Source organism: Faecalicatena orotica (genome assembly GCF_905197545.1).
GTDB lineage: Bacteria > Bacillota > Clostridia > Lachnospirales > Lachnospiraceae > Faecalicatena_A > Faecalicatena_A orotica.
Genome location: NZ_CAJJZH010000008.1, coordinates 110,363 through 128,732, shown reverse-complemented (window position 1 = coordinate 128,732; position 18,370 = coordinate 110,363). Strand labels below are relative to the sequence as shown.

12 protein-coding genes are annotated in these 18,370 nt (G+C 45.5%); 11 read left to right on the top strand and 1 reads right to left on the bottom strand.

The features are described 5' to 3' along the window. Positions 1-326: 326 nt before the first annotated feature. Entirely contained in the window at positions 327-1,301 is a 975-nt protein-coding gene (locus tag ABIN22_RS16985) for a LysM peptidoglycan-binding domain-containing protein (protein ID WP_346910116.1), read from the bottom strand. A gap of 224 nt (positions 1,302-1,525) precedes the next feature. Here ABIN22_RS16985 and ABIN22_RS16980 point away from each other — a divergent pair, with 224 nt between their 5' ends. The 11 genes from ABIN22_RS16980 to ABIN22_RS16930 all read left to right on the top strand — a co-directional run bounded on the left by ABIN22_RS16980 (position 1,526) and on the right by ABIN22_RS16930 (position 18,364). Beyond that, entirely contained in the window at positions 1,526-2,209 is a 684-nt protein-coding gene (locus tag ABIN22_RS16980) for a YczE/YyaS/YitT family protein (protein WP_118622510.1), read from the top strand. A 786-nt stretch (positions 2,210-2,995) separates the two neighbouring features. Next, on the top strand, positions 2,996-3,691 hold the full coding sequence (locus ABIN22_RS16975) for a response regulator transcription factor (RefSeq protein ID WP_109730829.1): 696 nt from the start codon (positions 2,996-2,998) through the stop codon (positions 3,689-3,691). Between the two features lie 11 nt (positions 3,692-3,702). After that, a complete protein-coding gene (locus tag ABIN22_RS16970; protein WP_346910113.1) occupies positions 3,703-6,285 on the top strand; it encodes a sensor histidine kinase in 2,583 nt (860 codons plus the stop codon). A 152-nt stretch (positions 6,286-6,437) separates the two neighbouring features. After that, complete coding sequence (locus ABIN22_RS16965) at positions 6,438-7,589, top strand: class I SAM-dependent methyltransferase (RefSeq protein WP_346910111.1); 1,152 nt, start codon at positions 6,438-6,440, stop codon at positions 7,587-7,589. Positions 7,590-7,683: 94 nt separating this feature from the next. Then, positions 7,684-10,119 (top strand): C39 family peptidase, encoded by a 2,436-nt coding sequence (locus tag ABIN22_RS16960; protein WP_346910109.1) that lies wholly within the window; start codon positions 7,684-7,686, stop codon positions 10,117-10,119. A gap of 258 nt (positions 10,120-10,377) precedes the next feature. Then, positions 10,378-11,904: an arabinosylfuranosidase ArfA gene (gene arfA, locus ABIN22_RS16955; RefSeq protein WP_346910107.1), complete on the top strand. Its 1,527-nt coding sequence runs from the start codon at positions 10,378-10,380 to the stop codon at positions 11,902-11,904. Between the two features lie 27 nt (positions 11,905-11,931). Next, the gene (locus ABIN22_RS16950; RefSeq protein ID WP_109730824.1) at positions 11,932-13,431 is read left to right on the top strand and encodes a sugar ABC transporter ATP-binding protein; all 1,500 of its coding nucleotides are present in this window, start codon (positions 11,932-11,934) and stop codon (positions 13,429-13,431) included. A gap of 15 nt (positions 13,432-13,446) precedes the next feature. Next, entirely contained in the window at positions 13,447-14,412 is a 966-nt protein-coding gene (locus tag ABIN22_RS16945; protein ID WP_118622498.1) for an ABC transporter permease, read from the top strand. A 14-nt stretch (positions 14,413-14,426) separates the two neighbouring features. Continuing rightward, positions 14,427-15,626: a sugar ABC transporter substrate-binding protein gene (locus ABIN22_RS16940; RefSeq protein ID WP_109730822.1), complete on the top strand. Its 1,200-nt coding sequence runs from the start codon at positions 14,427-14,429 to the stop codon at positions 15,624-15,626. Positions 15,627-15,661: 35 nt separating this feature from the next. Further along, on the top strand, positions 15,662-16,645 hold the full coding sequence (locus ABIN22_RS16935; protein WP_118622496.1) for an ABC transporter permease: 984 nt from the start codon (positions 15,662-15,664) through the stop codon (positions 16,643-16,645). A gap of 132 nt (positions 16,646-16,777) precedes the next feature. Then, positions 16,778-18,364 (top strand): response regulator transcription factor, encoded by a 1,587-nt coding sequence (locus tag ABIN22_RS16930; RefSeq protein ID WP_346910104.1) that lies wholly within the window; start codon positions 16,778-16,780, stop codon positions 18,362-18,364. Positions 18,365-18,370: the final 6 nt, after the last annotated feature.

Sequence of the window (18,370 nt, the reverse complement as noted above, 5' to 3'; positions counted from 1 at the left end):
ATTTGAAAGGAGAAACGTATACAAGGAAGATAACATTACTCTTAACGCATGGTTTGAATAAAATGGACTTTGAGCCGACACGCCATTTTATACTATCAGGGGACCGCGAAAACCCCCGCAGTATCGGCTGCGAGGGCTTCGTTGTTTTTATAGTTATCTAAAGGAATGAGAGTAAAGTGCGACATCCGGGTTACCCCAAGATGTCTACTTTATGAGGGGGGAGATAGTTGTTTATCAACTATCTAGGTATTAGTATATAAGGTAAATGTGCATAAAGTGTGTCGGTTCTATAAAAGAAATCGAAAAATTATTATGAAATTATAAAATCATGAAATCCGGATTGTATTTCCGGCATAAATCAGGTTCGGATTGCTTATGCCGTTCAGCCGCTGCAGTGCGCTGACGGTTGTTCCGAATTTCAGGGCGATTCCGCTCAGTGTATCTCCGGGCTGGATTGTATAATAGCGAGCAGCAGGGGCTCCATCCTCTGGAACGCGGATTGTCTGGCCGGCATAGATCAGATTCGGATTCGTGATGCCGTTGAGTGTTGCGAGTGTTTGGTAGGTTGTTCCGTAACGCTGTGCAATGCCGCTTAAAGTATCGCCCGGCTGGATTACGTAAGTGATATAGTTTTGTGCAGGAGGCGTTGGTGTGGGCGCTGGCTTACTGCCGTCCAGATGATTCAGGCCGGCTTTCTGAATCACAGAAGAATAATCCACAAACGATGTATCCAGATCAACGTTCCCTCCGATTCCAGGGACACTCCCCTGATCCGTATACTGCCACATCCCGCATCCGGTGCTGTCAAACTGGCTGTTGTAATAAGCATACCAGAGTGCATACCGGCTGGAAAGATCTTCAGATACATAATTATTTAAAAAGTTGCGGTTACTGTAGAACATGGCGAAATATCCAAGTTCTTCTACTCTGTTGCAAAAGCTCCGGATAAATTGTGTTGCAAGATTTTTTGTCAGTGTGACTCCATTTTCGGCAGCATAATTAACGGTTGCCTGTTCTATATCGTAGCAGACCGGATAATCCAGCCTGTATGAAGAAATTGCGTTAATACAGCCGTCTGCTTCCTGACGGGCTGTTTCCGGACTTACTGCGTAGCAGAACCAGTATACACCGATCGGGAGACCGATCCTGTTGCATTCAGCGGCATTTCTTTTAAACTGTTGGTCCAGAGTGCCAAAGCCGTAGCCGGCGCGGAGCATGGCAAACTGATAACCGGCGGCTTTCACCTGTTCCCAGTCGATAGTCCCCTGAAATTCACTGACGTCGAGGCCTTTTATATTCATAAAAACTCCTTTGCCATATTAGATATGGGAATATTATCATTTCATTATATGTAAGAAACAGTAAAATCGTTCATATAAGCAATGATGCTGTAAGGATAATAACCATGCAGGGATTGATCTGGGGGATAGATTTTTTAATTGAATAATAGAGCAGAGACAGATATAATGTTCTTATTGAGTATGCATTAGAATATAATATGTGAAAATCCCGGGGGAATTATGGTATGGAAAAAACAAGTGAGAAGAAAAAAGAACAGTTTGCATCGGATACTTCGAAACGAGATGCGAAGGGATGGGCAAAGGCGCTGGTGATTCTGCTGACAGGACTGATTATAGCACATCTGGGCGTCACTCTTTTTCTGCTCTCAGAATTGGGGACAGATACGTTTACTGTTTTTATTCAGGGGCTGTCAAGGACGGTGCATCTGACAGTCGGAACAGTGCATGTCATTATATTGTGCATCCTGATGGTGGTTATGTTGTTGACAACAAAGGGATATGTAAAGCCGGGTACGGTAGTGTGTGCGTTCTGCGGCGGTCCTATTATCGATCTGTTCACATGGATGTTCCACCCTTATATTAATGCAGACGCGTCAATGGTAATCCGTGCAGTAAGTATGATAGCAGGCTGCGTGATTTTATCCGCAGGCATGTCTATTGTAATTAACAGCAATGCAGGGACCGGGCCGAATGACCTGGTGGCTATCATACTATCGGATAAGATCCAGTCGGTAGAGTTTCGGTGGGTCAGGGTTGGCTGTGATCTGTTTTTCGTAGTGCTTGGATTTGTGTTGGGAGGTACGGTAGGTGTAGGAACGATTGTTGCGGTTTTCCTGACGGGACCGCTCGTACAGTTCTGGCTTCCAAAGACGAAGGCCGTTGTACAGAAGATATTAAAAGAAGAATAGGGTAAAAAAGGAGTGGCTGGAATTGCTTCCAGCCTTGAAAAAGTTATGAAAAAGAAAATCTATATTTAAAAAGGTTATTGTCCTTTGATAGTTAATACTTTACAGGATAAATGTGTTAGTTATGTGAGAGATAAATTAACAATTTATGTATGAAATTTGAATGAATTATGAAGAACGTTAAGGTATTGTTTATATTATACTTAAAAAGAGAGCCGATGACTATAATACACCTAGCCGTCGGTAAAGATCAGAATAGTGTCCACAAATGGCTTATCTTTATTCTTCCAAAGAAGTTCCATCTGCTTCTTCTTTTTCCTTATCATATAGTTGAACATAATGTTTCACGAGTTCTTGTGAAATTTTATTGGCAGTATTCACAGAAGTAACTTCCACTCCATCTTTTGTAGTAGTGTGGCTAACATCAGGAGGGCCTTTTAAATCTTCTGGAAAAACAAATAAACTCTTACATAACCTACAAAGAATAAGCTGCACCTGAAATATAGGATAGGTGAGGTGGAGTATTTCCGGAGGAATTGGAAGAGCGAGGTCGAGATGGATGCGCTTTATGGGCATCTGTGACACTAATAAAATACTAATAGCATTTTATAATCTCATAATTATAAAAGGTCAAAACATAAGGAATCCTTTAAAACCGCCCCTTATGGTTTCTGCTGTCATATCTCTATTTTGCAAGCATCCCTTTAATTTAAGAATTTCATAAGATTTTCCCCAATGGGTCTTAAAAAATCTCAGATATCATGTATACTGTAAGGGAGGTGATGAAAAATGTATAATATTTTAGTTTGTGATGATGATAAGGAAATCGTAGAAGCAATCGAGATATATTTAAGTCAGGAAGGCTATCATGTGATGAAGGCATATGACGGTGCAGAGGCGCTTAAGCTTCTGGAGACGGAGAACGTCCATCTGCTTGTGCTGGACGTCATGATGCCGAAACTGGACGGTATCAGAGCCACCCTTAAAATACGTGAAAACAACAGTATCCCAATTATTATCCTGTCTGCAAAATCAGAAGATGCGGATAAGATTCTGGGACTGAATGTCGGTGCTGATGATTATGTAACGAAACCATTCAATCCACTGGAACTTGTAGCGAGGGTCAAATCTCAGCTGCGCAGATATACCCAGCTCGGAGGAACCGTGAAGGAGAAGTCTGAGAAGGTATATGAGGTTGGCGGCCTTGCTATTAATGATGATTTGAAGGAAGTTACCGTGGATGGGGAAGTTGTGAAGCTGACGCCGATTGAGTACAACATTTTATTATTATTAATGAAAAATCAGGGGAGAGTTTTTTCTATTGACCAGATCTATGAGTCTATCTGGAATGAGGATGCGATCGGGGCAGATAATACGGTCGCCGTGCATATCCGCCATATTCGTGAGAAAATTGAGATCAACCCCAAGGAACCCAGATATCTGAAGGTGGTCTGGGGCGTGGGATATAAGATAGAAAAACTCTAGAAAGGAGTATTATGAAGAACTGGTATAAAAAGCCGGTGACGAAAGGTATTCTTCTTCTGCTTGCACATATCACGGCTGTTTTTGCTGTCCTGAGTATGGTTATCATACTGTCTTTTTCGGGGAGCCTGGGGAGTGAGAACTTCCTGAAAACTTCCGGCAGGCCTTATGAAGAATCTTCAAGTTTTAAGAATATGGTTTATGATGCCACGTGGGAGGTCATGGAAGGCATCGCCATGAAGAACAATTTTGAGTCGGACGGAAAGTATAACCCTAATAAGCTGGTTGACATCGTGGATCTGGCCAAGAACGGAAGGATTACCGGGGAGGGGGAGAACGGTCTTGTCTATGAGCTGGAGGACCTCGTAAACTGGAGCAACGAATATATAGATGATGGTTCGGATTATGATGATGCGAATGTTGTTGTCTGTGAAAAGCCCGATGGGACCTATCATTATTATTATATGAGTGAGTTTAAATCGCTGCTGGAGGATGGAAAGCTTAAGATTGAACTTGAAAATTCGACTCAGGACCAGTTTTTAAGTGAGCTGGAACGGGGCAATTATACTTCCGGTTATTATGATACCATTGATATAAAGAGTGAAAATGGTGACACGGAGTATACGGACTGCTGGACGTTTAATAATGCCCTGAAAGAGAAATATACCCCTGTAGGGGCCGCGAATATACTGGAGGCGGTGAATAACACACCGGAGCTGAACGGCAAGCTTTCCAGAGTATATGGATACCTTCAGAACATTCTCAACTCCCTGTCATATCAGGTGGACCGGTATCTTTATTCCGGGGATACATGGGAAGAGGGCAATACGAATTTCACATATATGTTTGTGGATGAAAATGAAAAGAAGGTTTATACAAATAACAGTAAGTTTAAGAACTATGATGATGTAAAAGATTATCTGGAAACGATGAAGTCCGGGACGGATCACAAGTACCTGATCGTCAAGCCAAAACTGGCGGAGTTTGAGTCTAACATGGATATTTCGGCAAATGAATGGCGTTCTATGGTGAAGTCTTATAACTATAGTAAAAAGGCGGACTGTATATTTGCAGCGTCAATTGATACCAATTTCCCGATTCAGGATGCATTTTACACAGACGCACAGGATTACAATACGTATGCGCCATATATGAAACTGGCGTCTGTTGGAAGTATTCTTTGTTCGATCCTGTTCTTTGTCATATTAATCTGGATGACACTGATTGCCGGAAGATGCGGGGAGGACGGGGAAGTCCGGCTGAATGCTTTTGACAAGTGGCCGACAGAGATTGGTGCGGGTGCAGTAATAGTCCTCTGGATTGTGCCTGCCATGCTTATCGGCAGTTCAATGGGCGGATTTTACGCATCTACAGTACACGAAACCACATCAGATATCTATGCTACGGGGGTAATAACCAAAAGTTACCAGACATACGGGGATTACCTGGGGGCTTCTGATTTAATACTCGCAGGGATTCTGGCGGCATTTACTACATTCTGGTTTTTGTTCGGGTTCCTGAGTCTGGTGCGAAGGATTAAGGCGAAGACACTTTGGTCAAACAGCCTGCTTAGGCGTGTCTGCCGGTTCCTGAAGGAAATGTGGCGTAACCGGAGCGTGACTTTCAAGGCAGTACTGCTTCTTGCGGTATTTATTCTCTTACACTGGTTTGCAATGGCCATGAATGACGGCGGCTGGTTCTTTATGATGATGCTTGCTTCTGAAGCAGTGGCACTCTATTTTGTCGTGAAAAGTTCGATTGCCAAGAGCCAGATTAAGAAGGGTATAAAGGAAATCGCGTCTGGAAATGTAGATTACCAGATCCCGCTCGACCGGTTAAGAGGCGAGAACCTGGATATAGCCGAGAGGGTAAACGATATTGGAAACGGTCTTCAGAGAGCCGTGGAAGAGGGCATGAAGAGCGAACGCCTGAAAACAGACCTGATTACGAATGTATCGCATGATATTAAGACACCGTTAACATCTATTATAAATTATGTTGACCTGCTCAAAAGGGAAAACTTTAATGATCCGAAGATACAGGGATATCTGGATATACTGGAGACTAAGGCACAGCGTCTGAAGACACTGACGGAAGATGTTGTGGAGGCATCCAAGGTAAGCAGCGGCAATATCACGCTGGAGCTTATGGATGTAAACCTTGTGGAAATGATCAACCAGACAGAAGGGGAGTTTGCTGAGAAGTTTGAGGCCAAGAACCTTCAGGTTGTTCAGAATCTGCCTGACGGGCCGGCCATGATTCATGTCGATGGGCGGCGCATGTGGAGAGTATTGGAGAATATATACAACAATGCAGCAAAGTATGCGATGCCGGGAACAAGGGTATATGCGGACCTGTGGGTGGACGAGGAGCATGTCAGATTCTCCCTGAAGAACATATCCGAACAGCCGCTCAACATCTCGGCGGATGAGCTGACAGAAAGATTTATCCGCGGTGACATATCAAGAAGTACAGAAGGCAGCGGGCTCGGATTATCCATCGCAAAGAGCCTGACACAGATGCAGGGTGGAGAATTCAGACTATATCTGGACGGAGATTTGTTTAAAGCAACAATAGAATTCCCAAGAGTGAGATAATGCTAGAAAAAAATGCGAAGGGGTCAGACACTTTTTCAAAGGGGTCTGACCCCTTTGCCCGTCATTTACAGAATATTCTGATTCTTGCGCTATTTCTGGTTTTGCTTTACAATAGGGGGGAAGCCGGAAGGGATTTCGAAGAGGAGTTTTGTATGGATACGATTAAAGCATTGTTGAATGATATTTTGGATATAGATTTTATACAGGGGACGGTGAGTAATCCCCGTACAAAGGACGGGGTTCTGAAGATTAAGGTACGTCCGGTTGAGATGAAGGACGGGCTTTATTTTCAGTGTGAGTCTTTTACTAAGACGCAGGCATTTCATGAGAATCTGAAGGCTGTGGATGCCGCGGAGCGGCTGACGAATGCGATGTCTGAATTCAGGCAGATGCAGTTATCTACAAGAGATATGAGTTATACGGTCCTTGTGAGCAAGAAGGGGAAGGTTACGATCCAAAAGAAGAAACAGTCAGGCGAGGTAAAGGCGGCGGAGCTTTCGCATAACCGCAGTAAGCGGTATATTCTTACGGAAGGGATTGTGGTTCCGTTTCTGAAGGACCTGGGCGTTATGACGGAAGAAGGCAGGGTGGTCAAGTCACGGACTGACAAGTTCAGGCAGATGAACCGTTTTCTGGAGTTTATTGAGGATATCCTGCCCCAGCTGGAGAAGGGGAGAGAGCTGACGATTCTGGATTTCGGGTGCGGGAAGTCTTACCTTACGTTTGCTATGTATTATTATCTTCATGAGCTGAAGAAGTATGATATCCGGGTGATCGGACTGGATTTGAAAAAAGATGTGATAGAGCGATGCAGCAGGCTCGCGGAAAAGTATGGGTATGAGAAGCTGTCATTTCTTGTGGGGGATATCGCAGATTATGACGGTGTTCAGGATGTGGACATGGTCGTCACCCTCCATGCCTGTGATACGGCTACAGATTACGCACTGGCGAAGGCTGTCGGCTGGAATGCCAGAGTGATCCTGTCGGTACCGTGCTGCCAGCATGAATTAAACGGGCAGATTCAGTCAGAGACGCTGGCGCCTGTCATGGACTACGGACTTTTGAAGGAGCGGTTTGCCGCACTTGTGACAGACGGCCTCAGGGCCAAGTATCTGGAGGCAGCGGGATATGATACGCAGGTGCTGGAATTCATAGATATGGAGCATACTCCTAAAAATATCCTGATCAGGGCAGTTAAGACAGGGAAAATAAACCCGGATGCACAAAAAGAAATTGCAGAGTGTGAGGCATTTTTAAATGCAGCCCCCGCAATCGGGAAATTATTGTGTTCAGATCACGAATGATAATGGATGCTATGGATGTATACTATATAGGTCTGTGTATAATTACTCACTGGATGGAATACTAGGGTGTATTTAAATATAAAGGGGACAAACGATGAATAAGAAGAGGTTGATAAAAGCAGGCGTTCTGACTGCCGTATTTTTTCTGGCGGTACTGGTCAGCAGCCTGATTACAAATAGAGGGACTGACGATCTGACGGTCGATCTCGGTGATCCCACACTTCCAAGAGTATCATTTACAGTAGAGGGGAAAAATGTAAACACACTGGCGGGATTTGTAAATGATATGGACATCACGGCGATACGCGATACGATCACACCCCTGGAGAATAATGGCACGTTAAAGATGACGCTGGAAGATGACGGGAATGATATAAAGGAAGTACATTATGAAGTTTATTCACTTGACGGCGATGATGTTTATGAGAAGGCAGAGGTAAAAGACCTGTCGGACGGCACGGTCACTTTAGACTTAAGCAGTAGCTTAAAAGAAAACGTATCAGAGGCAGTGCTGAAAGTTATTTTAAAACTGGATAAGAAAGAGGTACATTACTATACAAGAATCGTTAAACCAGACGAACTGGAGGTAGGGCAGTGTCTCAAATTTGCTGAGGATTTCCACACTAAAACATTTAACAAAAAAAATGCCGCGGACCTCTCCGTCTATCTGGAACCGAATGAGGAGGGAGACAACACGACCTTCCAGACAGTTACGATACATTCGGATGCAGCACATGTCACTTGGGGGAATCTGGGACCAGAAGTTTCCAGTGACGTTGAATGGAGCATCAAAGAGAGCAATACTGTCTATACTTCCCTGCTGGCCGTGTACCAGGTTACATGCGTCGGGGATGCGGAGGAAGTAGAAACCTTTAATATCAAGGAGTTTTTCCGTGTAAGGTACAGCGGCGATGAAGTGTATCTGCTGGATTACAACCGGAGCATGGAACAGGTCTTTAACGGGAATAAAAAAGTATTGAATGAAAACGGTATCCTTCTCGGTATCGCACCACCTGATATTTCATATGAGACGAATAAAGACGGCACGATTGTATCGTTTGTACAGGGAAGGGACCTGTGGACCTACAACAAGGACGAAGATGAACTTTCACTTGTGTTCAGCTTTGCCAACAGGGAAGGGCACGACGTCAGGAGCCGTTATGACCAGCATGCGGTCAGGATCATCAGCATGGATGAAAATGGAAGTACTGCGTTTGCTGTATATGGCTATATGAACAGGGGCGACCACGAGGGTGAGGTAGGTGTGGATGTCTATTACTTCGACATTGAGAAAAATGCGGTAGAAGAAAAGGCATTTATCCCGAGCAATAAATCCTTTGCCATTGCAGAGGATGAACTTGGCAAAATGGTTTATTACAGCCACGACAGGCAGATGCTGTATGTACTTGCCGGTGGAAAGCTGTATCAGGTAAATCTGGAGAGGAATAAGCAGGAGATTCTGGCAGAGAACCTTGAGGAAGGGCAGTATGTGGCTTCCGATGACGGACATCTGCTTGCCTATCAGACGGACGGCACACTCGAGGATGCGAAAGAGATTATAATTCTCAACTTAAAGACGGGGAAAGAACGAAGTGTTAAGGCGGCGGAAGGGGAATCCATCAGACCGCTTGGATTTGTCGTCAATGATTTTATATATGGAAGACAGCGTCCTTCAGATAAGGGGAAAACCGTTGCGGGAGAAGAGGTCCTTCCAATGTATGAACTGGAGATCATTAACAGCAAGGATAAGGTTCTCAAAACGTATGCAGTTGAGGGGACTTATATCACAGATGTGTTCATCGAGACAAATCTGGTGACACTGAACCGGGTAACGAAGTCAGGGGATGCCTATACAGGTACGGCGCAGGATTATATCAGCAACAACGAGGAACGCAAAGAGAGTAATATAACGCTCGAATCCTACTCATCCGACCTAAAGGGAAGGCAGATGAGGCTGACCTATGCGGACGGAATTGCGGACCAGTCGCCGAAGCTCCTCAGGCCAAAACAGGTCATGCTGGATGAACCAATTACCATCGCATTTGACGGAAAGACCAAATCCGATAAGTATTATGTATATGGAATGGGTGAGCTGGTAGAGATATATGACAAGGCATCCTATGCAATCCAGAAAGCGGAACAGGTTTCCGGCGTCGTAATCTCGGCCCAGCAGTCCTATATTTGGGAAAAAGGAAACCGGGACCTGGTATATTATACGGACACAGAGAGCTTCAAGAAGGCTGATGGCGAGAGTTCCTTCGAGGCGTGTGTTAAGCAGATGGAAAAATACAAGGCCACAAAAGTGAACCTTACAGGCTGTACGCTGGATCAGGTACTCTATGTCATCAACAAGGGAATCCCCGTGATTGCAATGACAGACCAGAGCCATGCGATCCTCCTGACAGGGTACAGCACGACCGATGTCACTTATATCGACCCGGATAACGGGGAGGAACATACAGTTAGTGTAAATGATATGGAAACGATGGTAAACGGAAGTGGGAATACGTTTATCGGGTATGTGAAATAAGAGAAAAACAATATAGAAAAAAATCAGGGAACCTGATCCGGGGGAGACTCCGGAGCGGGTTCCTTTTTTGCGGTATAATCAATCACAAAAAAATATTACACATATTCTTTTGTTTTCCTTCCATTACAAAAAAATAATGCACAAATGAAAAAGAAATCGTGTGGCTGTAAGATTTTATTTGTATTAAAGTTACAGTAAACATGAAACAGGAGCACAGAGCAAGGCGTGTGCGGGATATGAACGGGAGGAGAAAATGATATGAAAACAGCTGTATGTTTCAGTGACAGGCATTATCCGATTGGCAAGATTGATGATAAGATGTACTCTTCATTTACAGAACATCTGGGAAGATGTATTTATTCGGGCATTTATGAGCCGGGGCACCCAAAGGCAGATGAGGATGGATACCGCATGGATGTTATGGAACTGGTGCGGGAACTGAATGTCCCGGTAATCCGATATCCGGGCGGGAACTTTGTATCATGCTATGACTGGCATGATGGAATCGGGCCGAAGGAAAACAGGCCGAAGCGCATGGACTATGCGTGGTCCAGTATCGAAACGAATGAATTCGGGATTGATGAGTTCTGCCGCTGGGCAAAAAAGACGGGGGTCGAGCCGATGATCGCGGTAAACTTAGGGACAGGAAGTATCAAGGACGCCGGGGATCTGGTGGAATACTGCAACCATCCGGGCGGCACCTACTGGAGCGACCTGCGGATAAAGAACGGAAGCCGGGAGCCATACGGGATAAAATACTGGTGTCTGGGAAACGAGATGGAGGGAAGCTGGCAGGCAGGGCACCTCTCTGCGGAAGACTACACGAAGAAGGCATTGGAGGCCGCGAAGATCATGAAGTGGGCAGACCCTTCCATAAAGCTGGTTGCCTGTGGAAGCAGCTACGAAATGCTTCCTACATATCTGGAGTGGGACCGCACTATGCTGACGGAACTATTTGAACAGGTGGATTATCTTTCCACCCACAACTATACGATGAACTCGGGGCAGGGGCTGACAAATTATCTGGCATCCTACAAACAGCTTGATACGCATATTAAAAACAGCGCCACAGTAATCAACTATGTAAAGGCGAAAAATCATTTCCAGAAAGATGTGAAGATTTGTCTGGATGAATGGAATGTATGGAACTTTCAGGATATTAAGCTGGATTCTCTGGATGACCTGATGGGGCTGACGACATTTGAGATGACTTCGGCCGAAAAGTGGGAAACCGCGCCCTCAATACTGGAGGAAAAATACAGCCTTCTGGATGCAGTCGTACTTGGGGGGCTGGGGATTACACTGCTCAATAATGCGGATGTGGTGGAAATCGCGTGTCTGGCACAGCTGATTAATGTTATAGCGCCAATCTCCACCCTGCGAAACGGAGGGATTTACACGCAGACGACTTATCAGACATTCCATACGCTGAGCACATATGGCAGGGGAACTGCGATGAGGGCAGCAGTAGAGGCACCGGAATATGAATGTGAATTCGGAAAGCTTTCAATCGTGGAGCCGGCAGTCGTATACAACGAGGAAGCGGATGAAGTCAGGATATTCGTATTGAACTGTAGTCAGGATGAAGCGGTAAAATTCGATATCCGGCTTCAGGGCTACGGGGACAAGGAACTGAAACGCCACCTTGTATTAAGCGGTGGGGACCTGGAGCTTCGCAATACCCCTGAGAAGCCAGACCAGGTTGTCATGAAGGAGATAAAACCAGAGGAGAAAATGAGCGCAGTACTTCCTGAACTGTCTTGGAATGTCCTTATTTTAGGCTAATTTACGACTGCATAAGAGGAGGTATATATGAGTGCAGAAATCATTTTAAAAGCAAATCATATCTCAAAGAATTTTGGACTGACCCATGCACTGAAAGACATTTCCATTCAGATTGAGAGGGGCGAGATCATAGGACTGATCGGTGAAAACGGTTCCGGAAAATCAACATTTTCATCCATCATTTCAGGCGTCTACCCTGCCACATCCGGCACGCTGGAATTAAAGGGACAGCCATATAAACCCTCTGACACGATGGATGCCCAGCGCTGCGGGATCAGTATGGTGGCGCAGGAGATGGGCACTTTGCCGGGGATCGGCGTGGCAGACAATATTTTTCTGGGCAGGGAAGAAAAATTCACGAAATATGGGATTGTAAATAGGAAAGAAATGTATCAGGAGGCGGCAAAGGCTATGGAAGTGGTCGGGGTGGCCGGAATCAATCCGGCGGACCCGATCAGCCGGTACAGCCTGGAGGAGCGGAAACTGATCGAAGTGGTCAGGGCATTATATTCCGAACCTGAAATCTTTATCGTTGATGAGACGACAACGGCACTTTCACAGAAAGGGCGCGACATCATCTACAAGATACTGAGGAGGCTTCAGGAACAGGACAAATCGGTGCTGTTTATCTCCCATGATCTGGAGGAACTGATGACCGTGTGCAGCAAACTAATAATACTAAGGGACGGTGTTTTTATTGAAGAGCTGGAACAGAAAGATTTTGAAGAAGAGCGTATTAAAGAACTGATGGTAGGAAGAAAACTGACAGGGGACTATTACCGGAGCGATTATGACGGGAACTTCGGGGAAGAAGTCGTTCTGAAGGCGGAAAACGTCCATATCAAACAGGTTCTGGAAGGCGTCTCGCTGGAGCTGCACAAGGGTGAAATTCTTGGGATCGGCGGGCTCACCGACTGCGGGATGCATGAGCTCGGAAGAGTCTTGTTCGGGATCGAAAAACCGGTGTATGGCGAGGCGGTTCTGGGAAATGGTGAAGTGATACATTCCCCGAAGCAGGCGATTAAAAATAAGATCGGATATGTTTCCAAAAACCGGGATCAGGAGGCCTTGATCCTGTCCGCCAGCATTATGGACAACATGGTTCTTCCTTCCCTGTCTAAAATCAGCAGCGCAGGCCTGATCTTCAAGGGAGCGGAAAAGAAATTTACGGCCCGTCAGGTGGATGGGCTGAGTATTAAGTGCAGAGAGATCACGCAGGATGTCAAGGATTTAAGCGGCGGGAACAAACAGAAGGTCGTGTTTGGAAAATGGCTGGCAAATGAATCGGAAATCTTCATTCTGGACTGTCCTACCCGCGGAATCGATATCGGTGTAAAGGCCTTCATGTACCAGTTGATGTACCAGCTTAAGAAAGAAAACAAATCGATTATCATGATTTCCGAAGAACTTCCCGAACTGATTGGGATGAGTGACAGGATTATGATATTGAGAAAAGGCAGGGTGCAGAAAATATTCGAGCGCTCCCCAAAGCTGAGTGAATCGGTAATTATAAAGGAAATGGTGTAGAAGGGGGAAAGTGGCATGGAAACAAAAGTAAAAACGGCCCCTGAAAGTACACAGAGGCTCATGGAAGTATTCAGGAAGCTGGTCCCCTTTCTGGGATTGATACTGATGATACTGATCTTTCAGATTTTTGGTGAGGGCAGGCTTCTGACAAAGGGGAACCTGACGAGTATTCTGAACCAGACCGTATATGTAGGGATTATGGCGTTTGGAGCGGTTTTTGTATATTCGCACGGCGGCATGGACCTGTCTTACGGCGGTGTTATCGGGTTTAGTGTGCTGATCTCAATTCTGGCGGCAAATGCGGGGGCTCCGCTCTGGATGGTATTTATTACCAATATTGCTTCTGCCCTCGTCTGGTTTATACTAAACGGAGTAGTATCCGTATATTTAAAAGTGTCTCCTTTTATTACATCTCTGTGCATCATGTATATGTGCCGCGGTATCCTGAATACAGTGTGTGCGGCGCAGAAATACAGCATACCGGTGTATATGTATGAATATGACAGCTGGACGGTCAAGATCGCGGTGCTTATAGCGGTGTATGTCATCTGCTGGTTCCTCTTTGAAAAGAGCGGGATCGGAAAGGCAAACAAAGCAGCAGGCGGTAATCCGCTGGCGGCACAGCAGGCAGGCATCCATGTAAACCGTACCCGTATGACAGCCTACATAATCAGCGGCATCACAGTGGGAATCGCCGGGTTCATCCTCATGCTGCGGGCCGGGAGTGTAAGCACGTCTACAGGACAGGGGCTGGAGATGAATGTAATCACAGCGCTGGTCCTTGGCGGAGTTCCCCTTTCAGGCGGGTCAAAGGTAAAAATCATTGGTGCACTGATCGGCAGTTTTTCAGTCATATTACTGCGCAACGGATTGATAATACTAGGGGTGAATGAGCGTGTGATCGAAGGGATACAGGGGCTCGTTCTGCTGTTACTCGTATTCTTGACCTATGAAAAGAATACGGATGGAATCTTAAAATAAGGAGGAAACAGGTTATGAAAAAAAGAATGATCGCGTTTATTATGGCAGCAGTCATGATATTCTCGCTGGCAGGATGCAGCGGTTCGAATGACAAGGGGAACTCAGATAATTCATCTGCAAAAACAGAAGAAGCGGATGCAAAGACGAATGAGGTGTGGGGGAATGATGCAGGTGCGGGAGAGACATGCGGCGACCCGGACGGAGACTATACGATTGGGGTTGTCATCCATACAACGACAGATTTTCTATGTTCGAAGTTAAAATCCTACACGGATTATATGGGAAAAGAATTTGGTGTGAAATTCAGTTATTACATCATCGAGAATTTTGCGGATGAGACTTATCTTTCTGCAATTGAAAATCTTTGTGCCCAGGGAGTGGACGGAATCATTACAACTAATTTCTCCGGGACGGCGGTTCTGCAGGGACTGAAAATATGTGAAGACAATGATGTTTATCTCGGTGTTGGTTTTTCACAGATCGATGAAAGTATTAAGGAACAGGTATATGCGAGCAAATACTTTGTCGGTGGCTCCTATGAGGCGGATTACCAAGCTGGATATGATATCATTACAAGTCTGATTGACACCGGCTGTAAGAATATTGCAGCAATCGGCTATGAACCGGGCATCACATGCCATGACAGGCGCTGGGAAGGCATGATGGCGGCATTCGAGGACCATCCGGAGATTCAGAAAGCCGGTGAGTACAGAGGGCTTGAATTTACAAAAGCAGTTGAGGACTTCCTCGCGGCAGACGATACGATAGACGGTATCGCAATTACACTGCTCGGTATCGAATACTGTTCCGAGCCGATCAAATCAGCAGGCAGGGAAGGACAGATCAAGATTGCATTCTGTGACCTTTCTGAAAACTGTCAGGAAGGGCTGGACAGTGGTGAGGTTGCATGTGCCATCGGCGGCCAGTATGTGGATGTTGTATTCCCGTTTATCTTCATGTACAACACATTGGAAGGCACACCGCTTTCAGACGAAAAGGTTGAAGTGCCGGTGAACTTCATTACCTGTAAGACAGGAGAAGAATTTTCCAACTATATGACTTATCTGCACAATGACGGCGTTTATGCATGGACAACGGATGAACTTAAGCAGGTAATCAAGAAGTATAACAAAGACGCAACGTCAGAGGACCTTGTGAAAATGGGTGCATCCTACAGTATTGACGATACGATGAACAGGCATAAATCAGAATAGCTTCCGGCAGACTCCGGCTTGAAAGGGGAACGAATATGGCTACAAAATCCATTAAAATAAAAAATGCTGTGAAAGTGATTCTGCTCCCGGTGTTTGTCTATCTGTTGTTTTTCATTTGTTCAGGCGGTAAATTTGGCAAACCGGCAAGCCTCATCATGAATCTGAAGCAGTCTCTGGCACCGACACTGATCTCGTTTGCCATGTGCTGCAATATGCTCTGCGACAGGATGGACTTAAGTGCAGGGGCGGTGGTCATGCTCTCGGCAATGTTCGGGGCGAAAATGGTTTATCTGCACGGGATCGGACTCGTTACGTTTGCCGTACTTGTCGTCGGCACTGGGATCGTGCTGGGGACAGTCTCGGGGATCATGTACAGGCTCCTTCGTGTACCGGCAATCGTAACAGCACTCGGGGTATGTATGGTATATGAGACACTTTCCAACCTGGCGAGTATCTCATGGGTGACGGCAATCAAGGGGGAAACGACGACACTAGGACGTTTCCCGTACTGCCTGATCATTTTTGCAGTAATGTTTGCACTCTTTTACATCATATTCAACTATACAAAGTTTGGGTACAATGTACGGGCATGTGCGAGTTCACAGCAGATTGCAAAAAACGGGGGTGTCAACACAAAGAGGACCGCGTTTCTGTGCTACGTGATCTCTTCAGTATTTCTCGGAGTGGCGGCGCTTCTCAAAATTTCCATACAGGGATCCATCGATACGCCGATGTATATGTCCAGCACGAATATTATATTCAACTGTATGCTCGGTATTTATGTGGGGCTGGCGCTGGAGCAGTACTGCAACCTGCTGATCGGTATCTTTATCGGGAATTTTGTGCTGAACATGCTTACGACCGGGCTGTTAAGCCTGGGGCTGTCCGCCTCGCTGCAGGACACGGCATCCGGCGTATTTCTGCTGGTCATCATGATCTTTACATATAATAACCAGAGAGTTATGGACTTTATCAGCAGCAGGAAAGAGAAAAAAGAATATGCCAAGCTGAATGCATAGCAGGCAGTTATTATGAGCCTCGGCGCAAATGCGCCGGGGCGGTTGTGGTTTACTGGTATTCATTTATGATACAATGGGGGCGTGGTGGAAATTCCGGCCAGAACGGCCGGAAATTTAATGGTGAGGTGGGTTATGATAAAGGTTTTGTTAGTAGATGATGAAAAGCTTGCGCTGGAGTATCTGGAAGACATTATAAACTGGGAATATTACGGATTTGAGATCGTCGGGATTACTACGGATGCCGAACAGGCTCTTAAACTGTTCCGCAAACACAGGCCCCATCTTGTGATCTCGGATGTCAGGATGCCTACGATGAGCGGTCTGGAACTGGTCACGATGATCCGGGAAATAGATAAGCGGGTACATATTCTGTTTATGTCGGGATATAAAAATTTCAGTTATGTGAAACAGGCAATCCGGCTGGGGATCGATGACTATCTGTTAAAAAGTGACGTGGATGAAGAATCCTTCCTCCAGAAGATCCTCGGCTTAAAAGAGGAGATTCAGAAAGAATGTGCAAAGAACCAGTATACAACGAATATGATCCTTGAATCGCTGTTTCTTAAGAATGAACCCGAGGAACATTATAAGAGTATCCTGGATGAGAATGAGTATATCAGGATTCACAAAAGGTATTACTATTTGATACTTGCCAAGAATCTGGTGCCGGATTTTATTGAGTCTTATCTTCCGTCCACCGCATGTTCTGATCTGGCCTATGATTATGAATTTGACAGTATGTGTGCCAGATATGCGCCGGGATATGACATGCAGATGGTATCAGCCTTTGCCGTGGATGATAAGGTAAACCTTGGCATCTTTGAGCTTGCCGGTAACCTGATTTCGCTGAAAGAAATCAATGACCGGATGTTTCAGTTTTCACGGCGCATTATTGCAGGGCTGGGGGAGAAAACATCCTGCAGCTTCAGCGTTTATTATTATGCAAAAGGATGCTCAGTCCGGCAGTTTGGTAGATTTTATGAGAAGAATAAGAAACAGTTATGGCGGCGTTATGTGACGGGAAAACCTCAGATTGCAGAATTCAGCGGCGGTCTGTCAGGGGAAAACGCGGAAGCAAAGGCACCCTCTGTTTCTGCGGAACAGATTTTTAATGGAATCAAGAATGGGGACAGGGATGCCCAGAGGCGTTATATAGAACGTTTAAAAATAGCCATTGAGCAGGAGGATATTGTAACGTACCTATGGTATGCAAAGGGAATGCTGGATGCTGTCAGCCGTTTCGAGGGTTCGCTTCTCGGTGAAAAAAGCGGCCGCAGGTTCAGCATGACGGAATCGAGTTCAACATATGATTTTAGAAATCCAAAAGAAGTCGCGTCCTTTCTGGAATTTAAGATGAGTGAGATTGAGCTGATTTCGGGAGAGGACAGCAGGGGCTCTTATTCCGAGGTGATACAGGAGGCCCTGAATTTTCTACAGGAAAACTATAAAGACCCCGAATTGTCTACAAATGTGGTGGCTCAGAAAGTCAGCCTGAGCAATTCGTGGCTTTCCACGAAGTTTAAAGAGGAAGTGGGAATCGGAGTCAGCGATTATCTGAACGGCATCCGGGTACAGAAGGCGAAGAAGCTGTTGGATCAGAGTGAGTATATGATTTATGAGGTGGCTGAACTGACAGGATTTACATCAAGCCAGTATTTCAGCAAGATTTTCAAACAGTTTACCGGGCTCACCCCGAACGAATATAAACGGAAAGGTTAACAGGAT